General features: G+C 70.9%; 15 protein-coding genes and 1 pseudogene. 8 read left to right on the top strand and 8 right to left on the bottom strand.

Annotated features, from left to right (window positions below; genetic code table 11):
• Positions 1–393 precede the first annotated feature (393 nt).
• From BFF77_RS22320 to BFF77_RS22310, 3 genes and pseudogenes are all read left to right on the top strand, one after another.
• A pseudogene (locus BFF77_RS22320) lies at positions 394–837 on the top strand (SPW repeat protein); the annotation flags it as partial.
• 110 nt (positions 838–947) lie between these two features.
• Positions 948–1,505, top strand: a complete 558-nt coding sequence (locus BFF77_RS22315; protein ID WP_066952696.1) for a 3'-5' exonuclease — start codon at positions 948–950, stop codon at positions 1,503–1,505.
• A 252-nt stretch (positions 1,506–1,757) separates the two neighbouring features.
• Positions 1,758–2,363, top strand: a complete 606-nt coding sequence (locus BFF77_RS22310; RefSeq protein ID WP_066952694.1) for an N-acetylmuramoyl-L-alanine amidase — start codon at positions 1,758–1,760, stop codon at positions 2,361–2,363.
• A 133-nt stretch (positions 2,364–2,496) separates the two neighbouring features.
• Here BFF77_RS22310 and BFF77_RS22305 read toward each other — a convergent pair whose 3' ends face one another.
• Positions 2,497–4,002, bottom strand: a complete 1,506-nt coding sequence (locus tag BFF77_RS22305) for an extracellular catalytic domain type 1 short-chain-length polyhydroxyalkanoate depolymerase (RefSeq protein ID WP_066952710.1) — start codon at positions 4,000–4,002, stop codon at positions 2,497–2,499.
• 360 nt (positions 4,003–4,362) lie between these two features.
• On the opposite strand from BFF77_RS22305, the gene BFF77_RS22300 reads away from it, so the two are divergent.
• From BFF77_RS22300 to BFF77_RS22285, 4 genes are all read left to right on the top strand, one after another.
• Positions 4,363–6,816 (top strand): SpoIIE family protein phosphatase, encoded by a 2,454-nt coding sequence (locus BFF77_RS22300; protein ID WP_066952691.1) that lies wholly within the window; start codon positions 4,363–4,365, stop codon positions 6,814–6,816.
• Between the two features lie 215 nt (positions 6,817–7,031).
• On the top strand, positions 7,032–8,219 hold the full coding sequence (locus tag BFF77_RS22295; protein WP_066952689.1) for a S8 family peptidase: 1,188 nt from the start codon (positions 7,032–7,034) through the stop codon (positions 8,217–8,219).
• Positions 8,220–8,546: 327 nt separating this feature from the next.
• Positions 8,547–9,728: an L-talarate/galactarate dehydratase gene (locus BFF77_RS22290; protein ID WP_066952687.1), complete on the top strand. Its 1,182-nt coding sequence runs from the start codon at positions 8,547–8,549 to the stop codon at positions 9,726–9,728.
• An 83-nt stretch (positions 9,729–9,811) separates the two neighbouring features.
• Entirely contained in the window at positions 9,812–10,684 is an 873-nt protein-coding gene (locus BFF77_RS22285) for a S1 family peptidase (RefSeq protein ID WP_066952685.1), read from the top strand.
• Between the two features lie 179 nt (positions 10,685–10,863).
• On the opposite strand, the gene pspAB is transcribed toward BFF77_RS22285, so the two are convergent.
• Together pspAB and htpX are read right to left on the bottom strand one after the other, a co-directional pair.
• Positions 10,864–11,448, bottom strand: coding sequence for a PspA-associated protein PspAB (pspAB, locus tag BFF77_RS22280; RefSeq protein ID WP_066952683.1), 585 nt, complete (start codon positions 11,446–11,448; stop codon positions 10,864–10,866).
• 141 nt (positions 11,449–11,589) lie between these two features.
• On the bottom strand, positions 11,590–12,495 hold the full coding sequence (gene htpX / locus BFF77_RS22275; RefSeq protein ID WP_066952681.1) for a zinc metalloprotease HtpX: 906 nt from the start codon (positions 12,493–12,495) through the stop codon (positions 11,590–11,592).
• Between the two features lie 274 nt (positions 12,496–12,769).
• Between htpX and BFF77_RS22270 the strand changes: the two genes are divergently transcribed.
• Positions 12,770–13,465, top strand: coding sequence for a response regulator transcription factor (locus tag BFF77_RS22270; protein ID WP_425424415.1), 696 nt, complete (start codon positions 12,770–12,772; stop codon positions 13,463–13,465).
• 54 nt (positions 13,466–13,519) lie between these two features.
• Here the strand turns inward: BFF77_RS22270 and BFF77_RS22265 are convergent, their stop codons facing one another.
• From BFF77_RS22265 to BFF77_RS22245, 5 genes are all read right to left on the bottom strand, one after another.
• Positions 13,520–15,322: an ATP-binding cassette domain-containing protein gene (locus BFF77_RS22265; RefSeq protein ID WP_079125381.1), complete on the bottom strand. Its 1,803-nt coding sequence runs from the start codon at positions 15,320–15,322 to the stop codon at positions 13,520–13,522.
• Entirely contained in the window at positions 15,319–17,217 is a 1,899-nt protein-coding gene (locus tag BFF77_RS22260; protein WP_066952677.1) for an ABC transporter ATP-binding protein, read from the bottom strand. Before BFF77_RS22260 ends, BFF77_RS22265 begins: the two co-directional genes overlap by 4 nt.
• Positions 17,218–17,317: 100 nt before the next feature.
• On the bottom strand, positions 17,318–17,446 hold the full coding sequence (locus BFF77_RS22255) for a SapB/AmfS family lanthipeptide (RefSeq protein WP_066952675.1): 129 nt from the start codon (positions 17,444–17,446) through the stop codon (positions 17,318–17,320).
• Positions 17,447–17,507: 61 nt separating this feature from the next.
• A complete protein-coding gene (gene lanKC, locus BFF77_RS22250; RefSeq protein ID WP_066952673.1) occupies positions 17,508–20,147 on the bottom strand; it encodes a class III lanthionine synthetase LanKC in 2,640 nt (879 codons plus the stop codon).
• A 252-nt stretch (positions 20,148–20,399) separates the two neighbouring features.
• On the bottom strand, positions 20,400–21,455 hold a 1,056-nt coding region (locus tag BFF77_RS22245; protein WP_169922707.1), incomplete at its 5' end, for a glycoside hydrolase family 6 protein.

The following is a 21,455-nucleotide window of genomic DNA, read 5'->3' as shown; positions in this document are numbered from 1 at the left end:
ACGCAGGGGTCCGCGCAACAGGTCGCGGCTACCCGCGCAGATCGCCCGGCCGGCTTCCGGGGGCATCGGCGCATTCCCGCCTCCCGCCTGCCGCCTCCCGCCTCCCGCCTGCCGCCTCCCGCCTGCCGCCTGCCGTCGGACCGCGGGCCGCGGCCCGTACCCGCACTTCCATCGGGCCTCCGGGGCGAAGTGACCCTGGAACCGGCGGAGTTGACGTGCGGGCCCGATGGTGCGCGCGGTGGCGGGCGCGACTCACCGCCACCGCCGCGCTACCTTGCGTGCGCACGCACGCTTGCGTTTAACAAAATCCGACAAAGCGCGCAGAATGGACTGGGCGCGACCCGGTGTCGCGCATCGCGGTCAGACTTGCGGCGAACGAAGGAGGCGAGTCGTATGGCCGACGTCTCACATGCGAGGGGGGACCTTGCCGGTCATCCCGATGTCCCCGAGATGCAGGAGCGTTACGCGCGCATGCTCGGTGGGCGCGATGTGGCACTCGTGGACGGACCGGTGTTTCTCGTCGGTCTGTACTGCGCGCTGTCACCGTGGATCCTGCACTTCTCGAACACACAGAGGTCGCTGGCGGTCCACAACCTGATCATCGGCATCGCGATCGTCGTGCTGGCACTCGGCTTCACCAGGGCGCCGGCCAGGATGTACGGGCTCAGCTGGGCCATGTGCCTCCTGGGAGTGTGGCTGATCGTGTCTCCCTGGGTCGTGGGCAACACCATCGGTCCCGACAAGGGCATCATCTGGAGCAATGTCGTCATCGGCGCCCTCACCTTCCTGCTCGGTCTGCTCTGCGCGGCCGCGGCGATGAAAAGTGGCAAACGCCGGTTCGGCACCACGGAGGAGCCCCGGCTCGGGCCCACACACGAGAGCCGACTTGGGCCCACTCAGGCGAAATGAGGTGACCGACAGGTGAAACTCCCTCTACGATTGACGGCATGCGCGGCACCGGGGGACTGCTGAACGTCGTTGACGTGGAGGCCACTTGCTGGGACGGGACGCCTCCGGTCGGCGCGGTCAGCGAGATCATCGAGATCGGACTGACCGTCGTCGACCTCGACGCGGGGGAGCGGATCGAGCGGCACCGTATTCTCGTGCGGCCCGTGCGGTCCGAGGTCAGTGACTTCTGTACCGAGCTGACCGGCCTGACCCAGGCCGAAGTGGACACAGGCCTCGGCTTCACCGAGGCCTGTCGTCTGCTCGCGGTAGAGCATTCGGCCGGTCTGCGCCCCTGGGCGAGTTGGGGCGAGTACGACCGGCGCCAGTTCGCCCGGCAGTGCCGGACCAGCAGTGCCACGTATCCCTTCGGGCAGCGGCACACCAATGCCAAGCTGGTCTTCACGGCGGCACACGGACTGCGCGAGCGGCCCGGTATGGCCCAGGCGCTGTGCATCGCGGGACTCCCGCTGGAAGGCCGGCACCACCGCGGTGACGACGACGCGTGGAACATCGCCGCGCTGATCCTCGCACTGTCGGGCCGGGGCGACTGGCCGTAGGCCCTGGGCGCGCGTACCACCACGACGGGCACGCGCTTGGAGGCCGTGCCAAACGCGGGCGCCCGCCGAGTTCTTCCGCGCGGACGGATGGTCTTCCCCGAACGGGTGATGTGCGTGTCGGTGGAGGGACGGTCCTGCGAAGTCCGGGTACGCTGCACGCACCGTCAACGCCCGCTCTTCGACGGGCGCATGGGATCGACGGCGCTACGCGCGTCACCACCCGCACGGCTATGGAAGACACGGGAGCTCCCCATGGAAACCGACGTATCCGGCCCGTCGCGCCGGACGTTGCTGCGCGCCGGCGCGTATCTCGGTGCCACGTCCCTCGCGGTCGCGACGGCCTCCGCCGTCGCGCGGGCCGGTGAACGGCGCGGTGTCGTCCGTCCCTTCCCGGACTGGATTCCGGCCAGCACCTCCAACTACACCGTGTCCAGCCGTCCTTCGGCGTATCCGGTCGAGTTCGTCATCATCCATGTGACCCAGGTGTCCTTCCAGAACGCCAGGAAGATCTTCCAGAACCCGGCCAAGAAGGTCTCCGCGCACTACATGGTCGCCTCGGCGGACGGATACGTCGGCCAGTTCGTGCGGGAGAAGGACATCGCCTGGCACGCGGGCAACTGGGACTACAACACCCGCAGTGTCGGGATCGAGCACGAGGGCTGGGTGGACCGGCCCGAGTTCTTCACCGACGCGCTCTACGAGTCGTCCGCGGCGCTGACCGCCGCAGTCTGCGACCGGTACGGCCTGCCGAAGGACCGCGGGCACATCATCGCGCACAGCGAGGTCCCGGGCGCCACGCACACCGACCCCGGGCGGTACTGGAACTGGGACCGCTACATGGAACTGGTCGATCGCTGATCCGCGGTGACGCGGCCGGAGTGTCGCCTCGGCCGCGCCACCGCGCGCTTGGTGCTGTGCTGTGCTGTGCCGTGCTGAGCGTGCGTTGTCGCGTTGCGTGATGCAGTGTGGTGCGGGTGTGGCGTGTTGACCGCTACTCCCACTCCACCGTCAGCGTCGCGTCCGCTCCCGACCTCAGGAAGACGTACGCCGTCGACGCCGGCGCGTTGACCAGCCGCAGCCGCGCCTGGGTGACGCCCGTACGGTTCATCGCGGTGAAGTCGCCCGACGCCTTCGTCCCCGAGGAGAAGGCACCGAACGCCGCCGCCTCACTCACCGAGGCCGCGGCGGCCCAGTCGTCCGCACCCGTCGCGCAGGTGGCACCGAAGCAACCGGTCCTGATGTCCAGCACCAGCCGGTTGCCCGCCGCCCACGGATCACCGCTGCCACTGGCGCGCGCCACCGTCACATACGCCCGCTTCACCGTCGCGCCGTCCGGCAGGGACGAGGTGTCGAACGAGAGGAGCGCACGGTTGTGCAGCCCGTCCGTCCCCCGGCCGACCGCCACCCCGAGGCTGCCTTCGAGTGTGCCGACGGCGGGACCGCCGCCGCTCGCCGACGCCTTCACATAGCCGTCGTCCGAGGCGAGGCTCGGAAACACCGCGGTACTCGGCGGCTCTTCCCCACCGGGCTCTCCCGGGTCCCCGGGCGTTCCGCCGCCGCCGTCCAGACCCCAGAACTGTCCGATGCGGTACGAGGCACAGAGGTTCACGTCGAGGATGTACGCGCCCGCGGTGCCGCACTGCTCCGCTCCCGTGCCCGGGTCGACCGGCTGGCCGTGTCCCATACCGGTCAGCGAGTACGTCTCCACCACGGCCCGTCCCGCGCCGTCGCGGTACACCGCGTGCGGATGGCCGGCGACGGTGTCGGTGGTGTCGGCCGTGGCGTCCGTGCCGTGGACGGCGGTCCACTGCTCCACGGTCTCCCTCATGTTCGCGGGGACCACGGTCGTGTCACTGCTGCCCTGCCAGACCGAGACGGACGGCCTGCGCCCGGTGTAACCGGGGTACGCGCCACGGACCTTGTCCGCCCAGGCGGCCGGTGTCAGATTCGTGCCCGGACTCATACAGGTGTAGGCGGCCGGCACACTGGTCGCGCAGGCGTAGGGCAGTCCCGCCACCGGCGCTCCTGCGGCGAAGACATCCGGATAGGCGGCGAGTACGACATTGGTCATCGCGGCCCCCGCGGAGAGCCCGGTCGCGTACACCCGCGCCGGGTCACTGCCCAGATCGGTCTTCATCCGGTCGGTCATCTGCTTGATCGACAGGGCCTCGCCCGCGCCCCGCCCGATGTCCCCGGACTCGAACCAGTTGAAGCAGGAGTTGAGATTGTTCCCCGACTGCTGCTGCGGCAGGACCAGCGCGAAGCCCCACTGGTCGGCCCACTTGGTCCAGCCGGTCTCCGTGTCGTACGCGGCGGCCGACTGGGTGCAGCCGTGCATCGCCACGACAAGCGGGCGGCCCGCGGGCAGACCGTCCGGCACATAGCGGAACATCCGCAGGTTTCCCGGGTTCGAACCGAAGCCGGTGACTTCGGTGAGTGACGCGGCCCGCGCCACGGGCACGAACCCGGGCCCGCCCGCGCCGAGCAGGGCGACCAGCAGCGCGAGCAGCACTCCGACGGAGGAAAGGTTTCTTGTGCGGGTTGTGCCGGCTGCGCGTGCCGCGTGGCCCGTGGGGCCTGTGGGGCTTGTGCGAGTTCGATGCATGGCGGCTCCTTCGAGGCGTCCCCCTCTTGTGGATACGGAGAGTAGGGCGGCTCACACACCGTGGAGCACGGGCCGGACCACCATCAATCCGCAGGAGCGGTGGGGCCTGGCCATATGGACGTCCGGGCCCTGTCGGACCGCCGATGGAGGGCACCACCACGCATGACGTCTTCCGCGAAGGGAATATCACCGGGAGGGGGGAATGGTTGTCTATGTGAAGAGTAAGAAAATTGTCCGAAAGTTGAGATCGGAATGGACGACACGCGTGGCACGGCCACCGGGGAGGCGTCGGCCGGGTCCGGCGGCGGTGGGGTCAGATGGGCTACGGCGACCGTCGACGCGCGAGGCGTCGTCATCCGCTGGAGCACCGCCGCCGAGCAGATGCTCGGCTACGCGCCGGTCGAGATCGTGGGACGCAGGGCCGAGGGACTTCTCCAGGGAACTCTGCCCGCCTCCGGATGGCGGTCGCTGGCCCGCCACGAGCTGTGGAGCGGCCGGATCGCGGTACGCCACCGGGCCGGCGGTTCGGTGGATGTGGACCTGCTGGCCTGCCCCCTCGGCGACGGAGGCGCGGCCGCCGACGAAGGCGGGGCCGGCCGGTGGCTGCTGGCGACCGTGGCGGAGGCCGGCGCCGCTCGTGACGCCGATCTGACGGAGCGGTCGTTCGCCCAGGCGACGCTTCCGATGGCGGTCCACGACCCGGATCTGCGGCTGCTGCGCGCCAACCAGCAAATGTGCCGGATCGTCGGCCTCACGGAGGAAGAAATGCGCGGACGACGTTCCGGGTTCCTGACGGAGAACCGTGTGGACGCCGAGGTCGAGAGGCCCATGCGACGGGCACTGCGCACCGGTGAGCCCGAGACCGCGCTGACCTTCCGCCGCGCGGCGGGCGAGCACCGCGAGCGCGCCTGGACCGTATCGCTCTCGCCGCTCACCGACGAGGACGGAAAGGTCCTGGCCGTCGCCGTGGCCGGTCTTGAGATCAGCGAGGAGTACCGGGCCCGTGAGGGGCTCGCCCTGCTCAACGAGGCGGGGCTGCGGATCGGCACCACCCTCGATGTGACCCGTACCGCCGAGGAACTGGCGAGCACACCGCTGCCCCGGTTCGCCGACTTCATCAGCGTCGATCTGCTGGACTCCGTACTGCGCGGTGACGAGCCGACACCCGATCCGCTCACCGGTGATGTACGGCTGCGCCGGGTCGCGCACCGGTCGGCCCACCGGCCCGACGTGCCCGAGGCCGCCGTCGCCGTCGGCGAGGTGGACAACTACCCCGAGTACTCGCCGCCCGCCCGCTGTCTGACCACCGGCCGGGCCGTTCTCACCGGACCCTGGGACACCGAGTACACCCGGTGGATGACGCGCGACCCGAGGCGGGCCGCCAACTGCCCGCGCTACGGCGTCCAGTCGCTCATCGCGGCGCCCCTGGTGGCCCGCGGGAACATCCTGGGCGCGGCCCTGTTCTGCCGCAGCGTCAACCCGGAGGCGTTCACCGAGGAGGATCTGCTGCTCGCCGAGCAGCTCGCGGCGCGCGCCGCCGTCTGCATCGACAACGCGCGGCGGTACACACGCGAACGCAGCACCGCCGTCACCCTCCAGCGCAGTCTGCTGCCCCGCGGACTGCCACCGCAGTCGGCCGTGGAGGTCGCCACCCGCTACCGGCCCGCCGACTCCGAGTACGGGGTGGGCGGCGACTGGTTCGACGTCATTCCGCTCTCCGGCTCGCGGGTCGCCCTGGTGGTGGGCGATGTCGTCGGCCACGGCATCCACGCGTCCGCCACCATGGGCCGGCTGCGTACCGCCGTGCGCACGCTCGCGGACATGGACCTGCCGCCGGACGAGCTGTTCACCCATCTCGACGACGTGGTCGTACGGCTCGCCTCGGAGAACGTCGGCGCGGCGGAGAACGCCGACATCGTGGCCGACGACGCCAACGTGGGCGCGAGTTGTCTCTACGCCGTCTACGACCCGGTGTCCCGCCGCTGCTGCGCGGCGCGCGCCGGCCATCCGCCGCCCGTGCTCGCCAAGCCCGACGGCACGGTGGAGGTGGTCAGGCTGCCGGCCGGTCCGCCGCTGGGCCTGGGCGATCTGCCGTTCGAATCGGTGGAGTTCGAGGTCCCGGAGGGCAGTCTGCTGGCCCTCTACACCGACGGACTGATCCAGTCCCGCGAGCACGACGTCGGCTCCGGCATCGAGGTGCTCTGCGACATCCTGAGCACACCCGCCGCGTCGCTGGAGTCCATCTGCGACTCCGTGCTGCGGTCCCTGTTCTCCACCCGGCCCGTCGACGACGTCGCCCTTCTCGTCGCACGCACCCACGCGCTCGACGACGGCCAGGTCGCCACCTGGGAGCTGCCGGCCGAGCCGTCGCTGGTCGCGGACGCCCGGGAACGGGTGACGCGCCAGCTCCTCACTTGGGGCCTCGAAGAACTGACCTTCAGTACGGAACTGCTGGTCAGCGAGCTGTTCACCAACGCCATCCTGCACGCCGGCGGTCCTGTCCAGCTACGGCTGATCCGTGATCGCACCTTGATCTGCGAGGTCTGCGACAGCAGCACCACCGCTCCGCACATGCGCCGGGCCCGGGTCTTCGACGAGGGCGGACGGGGACTGCTGCTGGTCGCCCAGCTCAGCGAGCGCTGGGGCACCCGTCAGATTCCCACCGGCAAGGCCATCTGGGCCGAACAGGCCCTCCCCGCCGCCTGATCCGTACGGTCCCGGCCTGGCGGTTCCCGGGTGCGCGGTCGCCGGCCGCGCGGGCCCGCTGCGCCATTCGGCCGAGGTCGTTCGAGCCGCGCGTGTGTCGTGGCCGAAGGACGCGTTCTCCTGCTTGAAGGACGGGTTTTCATACATCGCGTACAGCTCTGTCACTTCTGTCCGCGACCGAATCCGTCATTCCTCCGTCATCCCAAGGAGAACGCATGCGTCTGCGCACGCGCTGGGCACCGGCCGCCCTTCTGCTGCTCGTCCCCCTGCTCAGCGGCACCGACGCCAAGGCCGGGACCCATGAGGACCGTGTTCCGGTGGAACGTTCCGCCCGGGCGGTCCCGCACCAGTACATCGTCACGCTGAGGCCCGCGCTCTCGCCGGCCGACGCGGTGCGGCGGCTCGGGCTCGATCCCCTCTTCACCTACGAGACCACCCTGCGCGGATTCGCCGCCGTCCTCACCCCGTCCCAGCTCAGCGCGGTGCGCTCGCTCCCCGGGGTCGCGGCGGTCGAGGAGAACGGCCGGGTCTCGGTCGGTCCGCCCGTGACCGGACCGGATCCCGGACGGACCGGAGGCGCCGTCGCGAGCTGGGGACTGGACCGGATCGACCAGCGGAGCCTGCCGCTCGACAACGGCTTCACCGTGACCGGTACGGGCAAGGGCGTCACGGCCTACATCGCCGACACCGGGATCGAGACCGCGAACAGCGAGTTCGGTGGCCGCGCCACCGTCGGCTTCGACGCCGTCCCCGACCGGCGCGAGGGCCAGGACTGCAATGGCCACGGCACCCATGTGGCGGGCACCACGGGCGGGACGGTCCATGGTGTGGCCCGCGCGGTCTCGCTGGTCGCCGTGCGCGTACTCGACTGCCGGGGCCATGGCACCTGGGCCGGTATCCTCGCCGGACTCGACTGGATCGCCAGGAACGCCAAGCAGCCCGCGGTCCTCAACGTGTCCTTGGGCGGGCCCTCGTCCAAGGCGGTCGACGACGCGGTCGACGCGATCGCGGCCCGAGGCGTCCTGCCCGTCGTCGCGGCGGGCAACGAGTCGACGGACGCCTGCGCGGTCTCACCGGCGGGCGCCGGGCAGGCGGTCACCGTGGGCGCGACGGACAGACAGGACCGCGAGGCCGAGTTCAGCAACTACGGCGCGTGCGTGTGGACCTACGCTCCCGGCGCGGCCATCGTCTCGGCAGGGCTGGGCGGAGGGGCCGTCGTGCAGAGCGGTACCTCCATGGCGAGCCCGCATGTCGCCGGTGTCGCCGCGCTCCACAAGGAGAAGCACCCGGACGCGAGCCCGAAGGACATCGCGCTCTGGCTCGCTGGGCAGTCCAGCAAGGACGTGCTGTCGCCCATCGGCAAGGGCTCACCCAACCGCCTGCTCCATACCGGCGGACTCTGACCGGGCGGACTCCCCGGTACGGAGTGTGCCTGCGCCTGTTCTCCCCCGCGCCGCCGCCGGCCCCGACCCGGGGCCGACGGCGGCGTTTTCCGTGACGGATCCGCCCGGCCGGACGGGGCCGGGCCCGCGAGGCGTGGACGCGCGGCCGAGGCGTGGACGGGCCGGTCGAGGGGCAGGGCTCTGATCGTCGCCGTGCCGGCCCGACGGATCGAACTACGCAGGGCGCGGCCGTCGGCCCAGCCGTGCGGTCGTCCGCCCTCATCCCGACGGCCCGTACCCGACACCGTAATGCGACGTATTACGCGCGTAGTTCGAAGGAGCCCTGTCATGTCATCCGTCCTCCAGCCCTCCACCTCCACGCCGTTCGCCCCGGCGCCCGGGGAGGCGACGCTCGACCGTGTCTCCGCCGTCCGTCTCTCCCTCGTACGGCTGCCGCTGCCCATGCCGGTCAGCGATGCCAAAGTGCTGACCGGGCGTCAGAAACCGCTGACCGAGGTCGCGTTCCTCTTCGCCGAGATCGCCACCGAAGGCGGCCACGAGGGCATCGGCTTCAGCTACTCCAAGCGGGCGGGCGGTCCCGGACTGTACGCCCACGCCCGGGAGATAGCCCCCGAGCTGATCGGCGAGGATCCCAGCGACACCGGCCGGCTCTGGCAGAAGCTGGTCTGGGCGGGCGCGTCGATGGGCCGCAGCGGGCTGACCACCCAGGCCATCGCCGCCTTCGACATCGCCCTGTGGGATCTGAAGGCCCGCCGGGCGGGACTGCCGCTGGCCAAACTGCTCGGCGCGCACCGTGACTCCGTACCCTGCTACAACACCTCCGGCGGTTTTCTCTCCATGTCGCTCGACCAGGTGCGGGAGAACGCGGGCCGCGCGCTGGCGCGGGGCATCGGCGGTGTCAAGATCAAGGTGGGCCTGCCGGACAGCAGGACGGATCTGCGGCGCGTCGAGGCCGTACGGGAACACGTGGGCGACGACGTGCCGTTGATGGTCGACGCGAACCAGCAGTGGGACCGCACCACCGCCGCCCGGATGGGCCGCGCCCTGGAGGGATTCGGTCTCACCTGGATCGAGGAGCCGCTGGACGCCTATGACGCCGAAGGACACGCGGCACTGGCCGCGAGCCTGGACACGCCCGTGGCCACCGGTGAGATGCTCACCGGTGTCGCCGAGCACACCGCTCTGATCATGACCGGCGCCGCCGACTTCATCCAGCCCGACGCGCCCCGGGTCGGCGGGATCACCCCGTTCCTCCAGATCATGGCGCTCGCCGACCACAAGAGCCTCGGCATGGCGCCCCACTTCGCGATGGAGATCCATCTCCATCTCGCCGCCGCCTATCCGCGTGCCACCTGGGTCGAGCACTTCGAGTGGCTGGAGCCGCTGTTCAACGAACGGCTCGAACTGCGCGAGGGCCGGATGATCGTCCCGCGCCGTCCGGGGCTGGGTCTCTCGCTCAGCGATCAGGCCGCCGCCTGGACCACCGAGGAGACAACTGTCGCTCCCTGAGGCGTGGTTGCCCGCCTTCGCCCTCGCATCCACAATGCGCATGACAAAACCGAAGGCACTTCGGTCACAGAGGGGACCCCCACATGAAGAAGCCTCTCCTCGGCGCGCTCCTCGCCGTCCTGCTCCTCGGAGCGGGTACGGCACCGGTCATGGCCGCGAGCCATGACACGGTGGCGCCGACGACGACTGCCACGAACGTCACCACGCCCCAGGTCGATGTGAAAGCGGTCGACTTCGCGGGAACAGTGGCACTCAGCAACTGCTCGGGCTCCGTGGTCCGTACGCCGGGATCGCAGCCCAGCGACCCGGCGCTGGTCCTGTCCAACGGCCACTGCCTGGAAACCGGCTTCCTCGGCCCCGGCCAGGTCGTCGTGGACCGGGCCTCGACCCGTACCTTCAGTCTGCTGAACTCCGCGGGCAGCAGCGTCGCGACCCTGCGCGCCAGCAAGATCGCGTACGCGACGATGACCGACACCGACATCTCGCTGTACCAGCTCACCAGCACCTACGCCCAGATCCAGAGCTCCTACGGCATAACGGCGCTGGAACTGAACACCGTACGTCCCGTCCAGGGCAGCGCGATCAAGGTGGTCTCCGGCTACTGGAAGCGCATCTACAGCTGCAATGTCGACGGTTTCGCCTACCAGTTGAAGGAGGCCGACTGGACCTGGAAGGACTCGGTCCGGTACACCTCCGCCTGCAACACCATCGGCGGTACCTCGGGCTCGCCCGTGATCGACAACGTCACCGGCAAGGTCGTCGCCGTCAACAACACCGGCAACGAGTCCGGCGGCCGGTGCACACTCAACAATCCGTGCGAGGTGGATCAGAACGGCACGGTGACGGTGCGTCAGGGCATCAACTACGCCCAGGAGACCTATGGCATCGTGCCGTGCGTCGGCACGGGCAACAAGATCGACCTGAGCCGCGCGGGCTGCGCCCTGCCCAAGCCGTAACGGTCCGGTCCCTCAGGTCCGCGCGCCGGCACACGCGTACGCAGGATGCATGGGTGCGGATACGAAGGTGCGCGCGGACACCGGCACACGGACACGCGCGAAAGCCGCGCCGCCGGTCTCTCGGCGGCGCGGCTCTCGTGATATCAGCTCACGGCGGCAGGCGGCCGGATCAGGGGCGGTCACAGGCCCGGCGCGCCCCAGACGGGGAACCAGCGGGCCAGATCGGGTTCGATCCGCAGATCGTCCCCGAGCAGGGCCCGCACCTGGAGTTCGCGCTGGTTGTCCCGCTTCTCGCCCAGGCCCGGCAGGGGGGCGAACGGATAGAAGGTGCCGCGCTTGTAGAGATAGACGAGCCCCAGGGGCCGCTGCTCCGCGTCCTGGAAACTCATCAGCGAGCAGAGGAGCTGCGGCCCGAAGCCGCCGTCCTCCAGCAGCGTGTTGACCGCGTGCAGATCGTTGACCAGGGCTGCGGTGTCGTCGGGCGGCTGCCGGGCGAGCAGCCAGGTGTAGCCGTACGAGTCGTGGCTGAACTCCACCGGATGACCGGCCCGCCCCGCGTCCGCGTCGAGCAGCTCCCGTACGTCCTGTCTGATCCGCGCGAAGCCGCCGCCCTCCACGCCCGCGAAACAGACGGAACCCAGGCCGGTGGGGACGAATCCCGCTCCGGCCTGGAGGGTGAGCGCGGCGGACGGGAGGGCGAAGAGCTGATCGAGGTTGGGGCGGACGGGCTTGCTCCGGCCGAGGATGGTGTCGAGAAGACCCACGGGACCAGCTCCTCGCTGTTCGGGTACCGGTCGGTACCGGTACGGTCACTCACGGGCGACGGGCGACGGGCGACGGGCGACGGGCGACGGGCGACGGGCGACGGGCGCTCCGGGCCGACGGGCCATGGGCGAGGCGTCCGGTCACGGGCGGGCGAGCTCTGCGGACAGCCGGGCGAGCTGCTCCAGACGCTGCTCCAGGGTCGGGTGCGAGGAGAACAGCCGGCCCAGGCTCTCCTTCGAGGCGAACGCCGGGACGAAGTAGAACGCGTTGTACGGCTCGGCCTTCCGCAGGTCCCGCGTCGGTATCCGCGCCATCTGCCCGCTCACCTTGGTCAGGGCCGAGGCGAGCGCCGACGGACGGCCGGTGAGCAGCGCGGCGGCGCGGTCCGCGGAGAGCTCCCGGTAGCGCGAGAGCAGCCTGGTCAGCAGAAAGCCGATCACATAGACCACCGAGCTGACCAGCGGAATGACCATGATCGCCAGGCCCGCCGGGCCGGCGTTCCTGGCACTGTTCGACAGTCCGCTGTAGAGCGCGAAGCGGGTGATCAGACCGGCCATCACGCCCAGGAACGAGGCGATCGTCATGACCGCCACATCACGGTGGGCGACATGTGACATCTCGTGCGCCAGGACGCCCTCCAGCTCCTCCGGCTCCAGCCTGCGCAGCAGTCCGGTGGTGGCACAGACCAGGGCGCTGCGCTCACTGCGCCCGGTGGCGAAGGCGTTCGGGATGTCACTCTGCGAGATCGCCACCCGTGGTTTGGGCATGTCGGCCAGTGCGCAGATCCGGTCGACGGCGCCGTGCAGCTCGGGTGCCTGCTCGGGCGTGACCTCGCGCGCGCCCATGCCGAAGGCCGCGATGCGGTCGCTGAACCAGAACTGCGCGATGAACAGCGCACCGGCGACGATCAGGATGACGGGCCAGAACTTGCCCAGCACCGCGAGCAGCACACCGACCAGGACCACATAGAGCAGGCCGATCAGAAACATGGTGGTCACCATGCGGGTGGTCAGCCCGTGGTCCTGGGTGTAGCGGGTCTGTGTCATCGCTTCGCCTCCAAGAGGGACTCTCTCCTGCTATTTTCCTCCTTTCCCGGCGAAACGGAATAAGCGGAGTATATGGAGGGCGCGCGGGGGCGGTCCGGCCCTCCCTGGGCGGCCGTCCCCGCGGTCCGTCCCGGCCCGCCGGGCCCGGGACCGTGCGCCTGGTGCTCGACGGGGTTTCCGTCCGCCCAGGTCAGTCATTACGCCGCCCAGCCGGGCGCGCGCAGTGGCGCACTGCTGCACGCGGGTGCTCGGCGTGCATCGGAAAGTGCCTCCCTTGCTGGCGAATTTCTCGTTCCCGGGCGCTTTCGCCGGGCATTGTGGTGTGGTCGATGACAACAAGAGGAGGCAGGACATGATCCGAGTCCACGTGGTGCACCATGTCAGTCTGTTCCGCTCGGCCCTTGTGGCACTGTTGCGGGCCGATACGACACTCGATGTGTCGTCGGCGCCCGGGTGTGCGTCAATTCATGGAACATATGTGACGCCGCCGCATGTGTTTGTGACCGATATTGACTGTTTGGATTCTCCGGGGCATTCTCCGAGCCATGGCGGCAAGACGGGGTCCGCCTATGGCGATCTGGGCGACGGCCCTGGTCTGCTGGTTCTCGCCACCGTGCGGAAGCCGGGAGCTTTACGGAAGGCTTTTGACGCGGGCGCTCTTGGATATGTCAACAAGGACGGTGAGCCTCGGCGATTGGTCGAGGCCATCCACAGAGTGGCCAGAGGTGAGCGGTACATCGACGAATCGCTTGCCTTCGATTTCCTCCAGGCCGCGAAGATGCCGTTGACACCGCGCGAACTCAGTGTTCTCGCGATGGCGGCGGAGGGCGCGCCGATCGATGAAATCGCGCGGTCCCTGCGTCTGTCCAAAGGAACGATACGCAACTATCTGGCAGCCGCGATACGGAAGGTCGGCGGACGCAACCGCCTGGACGCGGTCCGTATATCCCAGGGCGCCGGCTGGCTCTGACCGTCCCGCCCGGCGGACCGCGGGCGGCGGGCCACCCGTCGGCGGGCCATTGGATCACCAGTGGCCGGCCAGATCGCGGTAGAGGGCCGAGCCGGTCAGCAGCTCGTCATGTGTCCCGCAGGCGGGCCGGGTCCCGTCCAGTACGAGGACACGGTCCGCCCGGCGCGCGGACGACAGCCGGTGCGCGACCACGATCAGCGTGCCGGGAAGCCCGGCCAGAGCCCGCTCCGCGCGCGCCTCCGCGACCGGATCCAGATGACAGGTGGCCTCGTCCAGGATCATGAGAGGCGCGGCGGAGACATACGCACGGCACAGGGCGAGCAACTGGCGCTCGCCCTGCGAGAGCTTCGCGGGCTCGACCGTCGCGTCCGGTCCGCCGAGCCGGTCGACGAGTCCGTCGGCGTCCAGCGCGTCGACGGCCGCCGACAGCTCGGCGGCCGACGCGTCGGGACGCAGATACAGCAGATTGTCGCGGACGGTGCCGGTGAACAGGTACGCCTGCTGCGGTATCAGTACGCGGCGCGGCGCCGACGCGCTCGTCCGAGGGCCCGCCGGGGGCTCGCCCGCCAGCAGTACCGTCCCGCTGTCGGGCACAAGCAGCCCCGCGATCACACCGGTGAGAGTCGACTTGCCGATACCGCTCGGGCCGACGACCGCCAGGTGTTCGCCCTGCTCCACGGTCAGATCGAGCGAGTCGAGCACGGGAGGCGCGCCGGGACCGTACGCCACCGTCACCGACCGGATCTCCACGGCCGGCCGGGCCCTCCGCGCCGGCGCGGCACCGTTCTTCACCACCGGACGCGCCGGGGGTTCCGGTTCCGGTGCCCCGGGCGCCGCAGCCGCCTCCCGGTCCTCGAACCGCTCCAGCACCACCAGCAACCGGGTACCGGCCGCACCCAGGGCGGTCATCAGCGTATGGAGGGCGGGCAGCAGCGCCTGGACGAGATAGGCCAGTGCCCCCAGCAGCGCGCCCGCCGTCACTCCTCGGCCGAGCAGCCAGGGAGTGGCGGCCAGTAGCGTGAGCACCGGCAGCTGTCCGGCCACCCCGAGTGCCAGCGTTCGTACGGCCGCCCAGCGCGCCAGGATCCGCGAGGTGCGGGCGCCCGTCCCGATCAGCCGTTCCGTACGGTCCGCCACCTGCGCTCCCGCACCGCAGGCCACGATGTCGCGCAGCCCGGCGCCGACCGCGCCGACGCGATCGGCGATCGCCTCGTCGGCGTCCAGGAACGCGCGCTGGGCGGTGGCCATCGGGCGCAGCGTGGCCAGGAACAGCAGCAGCCCCAGAGCCAGCGGCGGCACGACCACGAGCAGGAACAGCGGCGTGAGCGTCAGCAGTCCGGCCACCGCTCCCACCAGTGTGAAGACAAAGGAGCGGGCGGTGAGCAGCAGACCGGCGAAGCTGTCCCGCACGATCTCGGTCTGATGGGTGAGCCGTGAGACCGCGCCCCCGTCCGCACGCGCCGGATCGGCCACCGCCCCGCTCAGCGACTGTGTCACCGCCCGGCGGACCAGGGCGTCCCGCAAGGGCTCCACGAGCGAGGCCAGCTCGGCGAAGACACCGCGCACGAGCGGGCCGCCGGCGAGGATCGCCACGGCGGCCACGGCCAGCCAGACCAGGCCGGTGCCCGTCCGGCCCGCCAGAAAACCCTCGTCGAGGGCCCGTGCCAGGCAGTAGCCGCCGAGAAAGGTCTGCGCGGACTCCAGCAGGGACCAGCCCGCGAGTCTGAGCAGAACCCCTTTTCTGCGCAGGAGGAAGCGGCGGCCACGCAGCAGGAGCCGGCGCAGCGTGCCCCGGTCCTCGTGCGGTGTACCGCCGCCCGCGGCGGGAGCCCGGCCGGCCGTTCCCCTCGCCGTCACCGGCCGGGCCGTTCCAGCGGGACGTCCGCCGCGCGCCCGGCTCTTTGCGGCAGGGGGCGCACGGACGGCGCGGAGCGCTCCGGCGCCGGACCGGGTGCGGACACAGGGCCCGGCACCGCGAAGACCTCGCGGTAGGCCGGGAACCGCCACAGCTCCGCGTGCGGTCCCATCGCCCGTACCCGTCCCTCCTCCAGCCAGATCACCAGATCCGCCCGGACCGCCGAGGAGAGCCGGTGGGCGATGATCAGCCGGGTGCCCGCCCTGACATCCTGGGCCAGGGCGCGTTCCACCTGCCGTTCGGTGACCGTGTCCAGGCTGGAGGTCGCGTCGTCGAGGATCAGCAGCCGGCCCGCGTGCGCGAACGCCCGTGCCAGACCGAGCCGTTGGAGCTCACCGCCGGACAGCGGGGCCTCGCGCGGCGGAGTGTCGTACCCACGGGGGAGCAGCCGTACGAACGCGTCCGCGCCCGCCGCGCGGGCCGCCTCCCGCACCCGGTCCCGGGAGACCCGCTCGGCGCCGCACGCCAGGGCCTCACCGATCGTCTCGCCCCACAGGGCGGGCCGTTCGAAGGCGTATCCGACCTCACGGCGCAGCTGTTCCCGCCCGACGGCGGCCAGTGGCACGCCGTCGAGCAGTACGGAGCCCTCGTCCGGATCGGTGAGCCGTCCGGCGACGGCGGCGAGCAGGGACTTGCCCGCTCCCGAACGTCCCACCACGGCCGCCGAGCTGCCTCCCGGGATCTCCAGATCGATGTCGGAGAGCAGCGTACGGCCCTCGCGCACCACCCGTACGCCGCGCAGCCGGAGCGTGCCCGGTCCGTCGGGCGGCAGGGACGCCGTGCCGTGGGCGAGGGCGGGGAGGTCCAGCAGCTCGGCGGTTCTGCGGGCCGCGGACCGGCTGCGTACCAGCGCGCCGAGGAACTCGGCGGTGGCGCCCACACCGGCCGCCAGCGCCGCGTACCGGGAGGCGGCCAGCAGTTCTCCGACGCTGATCGCGCCCGAGGCCAGCCGCGCGCCGCCGACCGCCAGTACACCGGTCGTCAGCAGCGGCATGAGAACACCGCCGCGGGCCAGGGCCCGGCCGTGCACGCGCCACATACGCCGTCCCTGGACGTCCAGTTCGGGCAGCGGGGCGAGGATACGGGCGAGCTCACGCTCCGTCGTACCGGCGGCGGCGATGGTCCGTGCGCCCCCCAGTGCCTCGACGAGCCGGGACGCGATCCCGGACTGCACGCTCTGGTACCGCGCGATGCTGTCGGAGGAGTCACGGGTGAAGGCGCGCAGCAGCACGAAGAGCAGGGGCAGGCCGACGAGGAAGGCGGCGGCCGTCCAGAGGTCGATGAGGAGCAGTGCGACGATCGCGCCGGCCGGAGCGAGCAGCGACGCCGCGAGGGACGCGGCGGTCACCGGCGCGGCAGCGGCCTCGGTGGCGTTCGCGGTCAGCCTGGCCGCCGTGTCGCCGGGGGAGAGGCGGGAGCCCTGCTCGGGCGGCGCCGCGAGCAGCCGGGTCAGCCCCTTGACCCGCAGCCACGCGGTCGAGCGGGCGTTGGCCGTACCGCTCGCCAGGGCCACCAGGGCGTCGAGAAGCACCTCCGCGGTGATCGCGGCGGTACACAGAAGGAGCCAGTACCCGGCTCCGCCGTCGTGGTCGAGCAGCAGATCCAGTGTCCGGCCGACGGCCGCGGGCAGGACGAGGGACGCGCCCGCAGAGAGGGCCGAGCAGAGGAACACCGCGGCGGTGAGGCCCGCGCTGTGCCGGGCCGCACCGATCAGCGGAGCCAGTCCCGGCCGGCCGGGGCCGGCCGGCGGTCGGGATGCGGACCGCGCCGCCGTGAGCGGTGCGCCGCGGTCGCGGCCTCCTTGAGACGGACGCTGTTCCCGGCGTGGGACAGCCATCGGGGCGGGATCCTCCTCCGGTCCTGGGCCTGTCGGCGGCCGGCAGGCGCCGGCCGGGTCCCGGGCGGCGAACCGCCCGGGACCCGTGACGTCAGTGACGTCAGTTGCAGGTGAACAGGCTCAGGCTGCTGTCACCGCAGAGCAGCAGGCTCGCCTGGCTCCCGGTTTCCACGTCGCCGATGGCCTCTTCCTTCGGGGTCTCCATCGACTGCAGGTCGAGAAGGGACATTGTTTTGCCTCTCATTCATGGGGACGGTGTGCTCTGTTTCGGCTCCTGGCGGGAGCCGGCTCTAGGGCCGCCGAAGCGGCGGGAGGAAGGGCAGTTGGGCAGGACGGCCGGGCGAGGCGGCGGCGAGCGCCAGCAGACAGCCCGCCGTACCGGTCGACAGATCCATCGACAGCCGCATCATCTGCTCTCCGGGAAAGGCCAGTTGGCCCCGGTATGTCATGGCGTGCCAGGACAGGGCGTCCATCTGGCGCCGTACCTCGGCCGGTCCGGTGCCGGGGGCAGTGGTGCGGCCGAGATACAGCACCATGCCCGCCGTGCCGCGGAAGAGGCCCGGCTGCGCGTAGAAGCCGGACCGCGCGGCCCGTACGATCTCGCCGCGCGCCCGCTCGAACGCGTCGTCCGCGCGGTGTACGAGATAGTCGTCGAGCACCATGCCGATGCCCACGCTGCCCGCCCCCAGATACGGCATGGTGCGCCATCCCTCGTCGACCTGGAGGGCTCCGCCCGCACCGCGTTTGCAGCGGGCCAGATCACGACGGAGCGCCTCGGCCGCGAGGTCGAGCAGCGCGGTGTCGTGGGTGCGCTCGTAGAGGCGGATGAAGAGCAGCGCGATGCCCGACGCTCCGTACAGCAGTCCCGCGCGGGACAGCGCGGCACCCGGCCGGGCCGGATCGCCCGACACCGCGCGGGCGGCCAGTTCGGCGCAGCGCAGCGCCGCGTCGTGCAGCGCCGATTCCCCGGACGCCACCGCGAGGTCGCTCAGCGCGAGGCCCAGCCCCGCGGCCCCGCCGTGGAGAGCGGGCGGCAGGGACTGCCATGGCTGATCGAGTGTCAGCTCGGTCAGTTCGAGCGCGCGTTGGGTGTGACCGAGCCGGTTCAGGGTCCAGGCGAGGCCGGCCAGGCCGTCGTAGAAGCCGAGCGGTGTGCCCGAGGCCGGTTCCTTCGTTCTCAGCAGGAGCCACTCCTCCGCGGGAACACACCGGCCCGCGCCGCTCTCCTCCAGTGCGTACAGCACTCCGGCCGTGCCGTGGCCGAACGACAGACCGCCGCCCGCCGTGGCGAACTGGGCGATGTCACCGGGGAAGAAGCGGTCCTCGCGGTCGGGCGACGCCGAGGCGAGGATCGCGTTCACCATGGAGTCCCTGCTCCGGGGCCAGTCGGCGGGTTCGGCCGGCAGATAGGGGCCCATGGCGCGGCTCGCGCCCGCCATGGGCCCCGCGGCAGGGCCGTCTCCCGCGGCCCGTGGACCAGTGGCCGTCTCCGGGTCGCCCGCGGGATCGCGGAGCAGCTCGGCGACGGCTTCGTCGAGGAAGGCACGCTCGACCGGGAACTGCCGCGCCACGGTCTCGGCGAGATGCGCGGCCTTGGCGCGGTCGACGCTGAAGAGGCTGGTCAGCGGTATGAACAGGGCCAGCCGCAGACAGGCCAGGGCGTAGCGGTCGACATCGAAGCCACGCCGGTCGGCCGGTGCGACGAAGGCCGGATTGGCCACGGTCTGGCGTCCGTTGGCCTCGGCGGGCGCCGCGGCCTCGAAGTCGAGCAGCACCACGGACGACTCGTCCTGCGAGACCATGATGTTGAACAGATGCAGATCGTTGAAGACGACACCGCGGCCGTGCACCGCCTCGACGGCCTCCTCGACCAGCCGGTGGATCCGCAGCGCCCAGTCGGTGTACTCGGCGAGGCGTGCCGCGTCCGGACCGGCCTCGATCAGCGGATGCCGCTGGGCGAAGAAGGTGTTGAGCGGCCGGCCCTCGATGTACTGGAGCACCAGGAAGTGATGGTCGCCCAGGGTGAAGCTGTCCAGCACCTCCGGTGTGCAGGCCAGCCCCGACAGCCGTTCCAGGGCGTCCTGTTCCCGCTTGAGCCGGGTGACGGCGTCGGCGCCGTCGGCGGCCAGCCCGGCGTACGGCCGGGCCTCCTTGAGGACGACCCTCTCGCCGCTCCTGCTGTCCCGGGCGGCATAGACCCCGCCGCCGTTGGAGAAGTGCAGTGCCCGCTCGATCGTGTAGGGCAGGTCCGTGACCGACACGGCGTCGCGCGCTTCGAGATGCGGACGCAGAAAGGACGGCGGGGTGACCCACTCGGGAACGCGGAAGACCGGTTCGCGCAGATCCGGTACGAGCCGGCCCTCCGCGTTCTCGACGGCCGGGCGGAGTTCGCCGTCGGCGTCGTAGCAGTTCCGTTCGGTGAAGCCGCCGTAGCGGAGATGGACCGGTCCTCGGCCCCAGCGCAGGTCGCTGAGGATGTACGGTCCCGCCTCGCCCCCCAGCAGGGCGTCCAGCTCCGCGGCGACGATCCCGCACTGCCGGTCGTCGGCGGGATAGACGGTGATGAACTTTCCACTGGCGCCGCGGTCCGCGTACTTGGCGTTGCGGTTGTGCAGCAGATAGCGGCTCGGCACGAACTTGAAGGCGATGCCGCGCGGTACGCAGTAGTCCATGACGCGGTCCAGGACCGACTCGGCGTTGTCCAGACACGCCGACACATGGATCTTCCAGCCCTGGACGGGCAGTTGGCAGTCGACCGGCCGCCAGGCGAGCCAGTCGCCGGCGCGGTGACGCTGCCAGCCGGCGGGTGCCGGCCGCCGGGCGGCCTCGTACAGGGCCTCGTGGCCCGTGCCGCCGCTGGACGGCAGCCGGTGCGGCGCGTCGTAGAAATGCCGGTCGGCATCGCAGAATACGCCGTAGCCCTTGTTCACACGCGCTCTCCCTCGGCCGGTGACGGTGCCAACGGTGTCACGGCCGCGGAAGTGTGGGTAAGTCGTCGATGTCACCTCTCCGTTGTGGACTACTCACGAGTAATCAGTGGTGGAACGGGCAGTGGAGGGGCCGGAAGGGACCGGCGGGAACAGCGGGGAACGACAGGCAATCGCAGGCAACAGCGGACAACGGCGGGGAACAACGAGGGCCGGCGGGCACTCGCGCCCGCCGGCCCCGTGGTGCCCGGTGCTCTACAGCGCCGGGTAGGCGTTCTTCAGCAGCTCCTGGAACTGCGCGGAGAACCAGTCGCCGGAGAGCGGCGCGTTGGCCAGGGCACCCGACAGGTTGTTGTTGTTCCGCGGGTTGCCGGTGTACGTCGGGTCGCACATCCGGTCGAAGCCCTTGCCCTGGTCGTTCGGGATCTCCTTGCTCGCGCCGTCGGACTCGCCCGGGGGCTTCATCCAGACGTACGCGTCGATCCCCGTGGCGGGCGCTGACCTCGGCCGCTCACCGAGTCCGGCACCGGCCTGGTTGCACCAGTTGCCCAGGTGGATCCTGCGGTCGTACCGCCCGCCGTCCACATAGGTGTCCACACTGGTCTGCGCGCCGGGCCCGGCGGGCCTGGCCGTACCGCCCCAGCCGTTGCGGGAGGTGTCGATCAGCATGCCGATGTCCGACTTGAAGCCGACACTGACGGCCTGCTGGCGGAAGGCCTGCGCGAACGACTGCTCGTCGACGTAGCGGTTCCAGTCCACCCACTTCGACTCACGGACCGACCTGCCGGCCACATTGTCGTTGACGGTGAAGTTGCTCTCCTTCGTCGCACCGTAGTTGGCGGTGTTGACGATGAAGCCGTGCACCTTGTCGACGGTGCTGCCCTCGGCGGTCGCGGCCTGCTTGAACATCTGCGCCGAGGCGTTGAAGTTGTCGTCCCAGCCGATCCAGCCGTGGTGGCCCGCGTCCACGTAGTTGTAGACGTTGGAGACGGCGCCCAGGTGGTTCAGGGCGTAGCCCACTCCCTTGACGTAGTTGCCGTTCGCCTTCATCACATCGCACTGCGGGGTGGCGGTCGCCCGAGGTGTGACGTTGGTGACCAGGTTGGGCAGCGAGTCGATCTCGACGGTCGTCACGATCCGCAGGCTCGCGTACTTGCTGTCCCCGAGGATGGCGGCGATCGGGTCGATGTACTGGCTCTTGTAGCGGTCGATCTCCGTGGGGCCGAGCTCTCCGTTGGAGGCGAGCGCGGCGCAGTCGCGGCCCGGCAGGTTGTAGATGACGAGCTGGACGACGAGCGGCCGGCCGGCCGC

The organism is Streptomyces lushanensis (assembly GCF_001700515.1).
GTDB classification, from domain to species: domain Bacteria; phylum Actinomycetota; class Actinomycetes; order Streptomycetales; family Streptomycetaceae; genus Streptomyces; species Streptomyces lushanensis.
This window is presented reverse-complemented; position numbering and strand designations above follow the sequence as displayed.

What these genes read in the sequence shown, in the direction of transcription:
- BFF77_RS22315 (WP_066952696.1), top strand. Translation starts at nt 948, where the DNA reads ATGCGCGGCACCGGGGGACTGCTGAACGTCGTTGACGTGGAGGCCACT.
- BFF77_RS22310 (WP_066952694.1), top strand. Translation starts at nt 1,758, where the DNA reads ATGGAAACCGACGTATCCGGCCCGTCGCGCCGGACGTTGCTGCGCGCC.
- BFF77_RS22300 (WP_066952691.1), top strand. Translation starts at nt 4,363, where the DNA reads ATGGACGACACGCGTGGCACGGCCACCGGGGAGGCGTCGGCCGGGTCC.
- BFF77_RS22295 (WP_066952689.1), top strand. Translation starts at nt 7,032, where the DNA reads ATGCGTCTGCGCACGCGCTGGGCACCGGCCGCCCTTCTGCTGCTCGTC.
- BFF77_RS22290 (WP_066952687.1), top strand. Translation starts at nt 8,547, where the DNA reads ATGTCATCCGTCCTCCAGCCCTCCACCTCCACGCCGTTCGCCCCGGCG.
- BFF77_RS22285 (WP_066952685.1), top strand. Translation starts at nt 9,812, where the DNA reads ATGAAGAAGCCTCTCCTCGGCGCGCTCCTCGCCGTCCTGCTCCTCGGA.
- htpX (WP_066952681.1), bottom strand. Translation starts at nt 12,495, where the DNA reads ATGACACAGACCCGCTACACCCAGGACCACGGGCTGACCACCCGCATG.
- BFF77_RS22260 (WP_066952677.1), bottom strand. Translation starts at nt 17,217, where the DNA reads ATGGCTGTCCCACGCCGGGAACAGCGTCCGTCTCAAGGAGGCCGCGAC.
- BFF77_RS22255 (WP_066952675.1), bottom strand. Translation starts at nt 17,446, where the DNA reads ATGTCCCTTCTCGACCTGCAGTCGATGGAGACCCCGAAGGAAGAGGCC.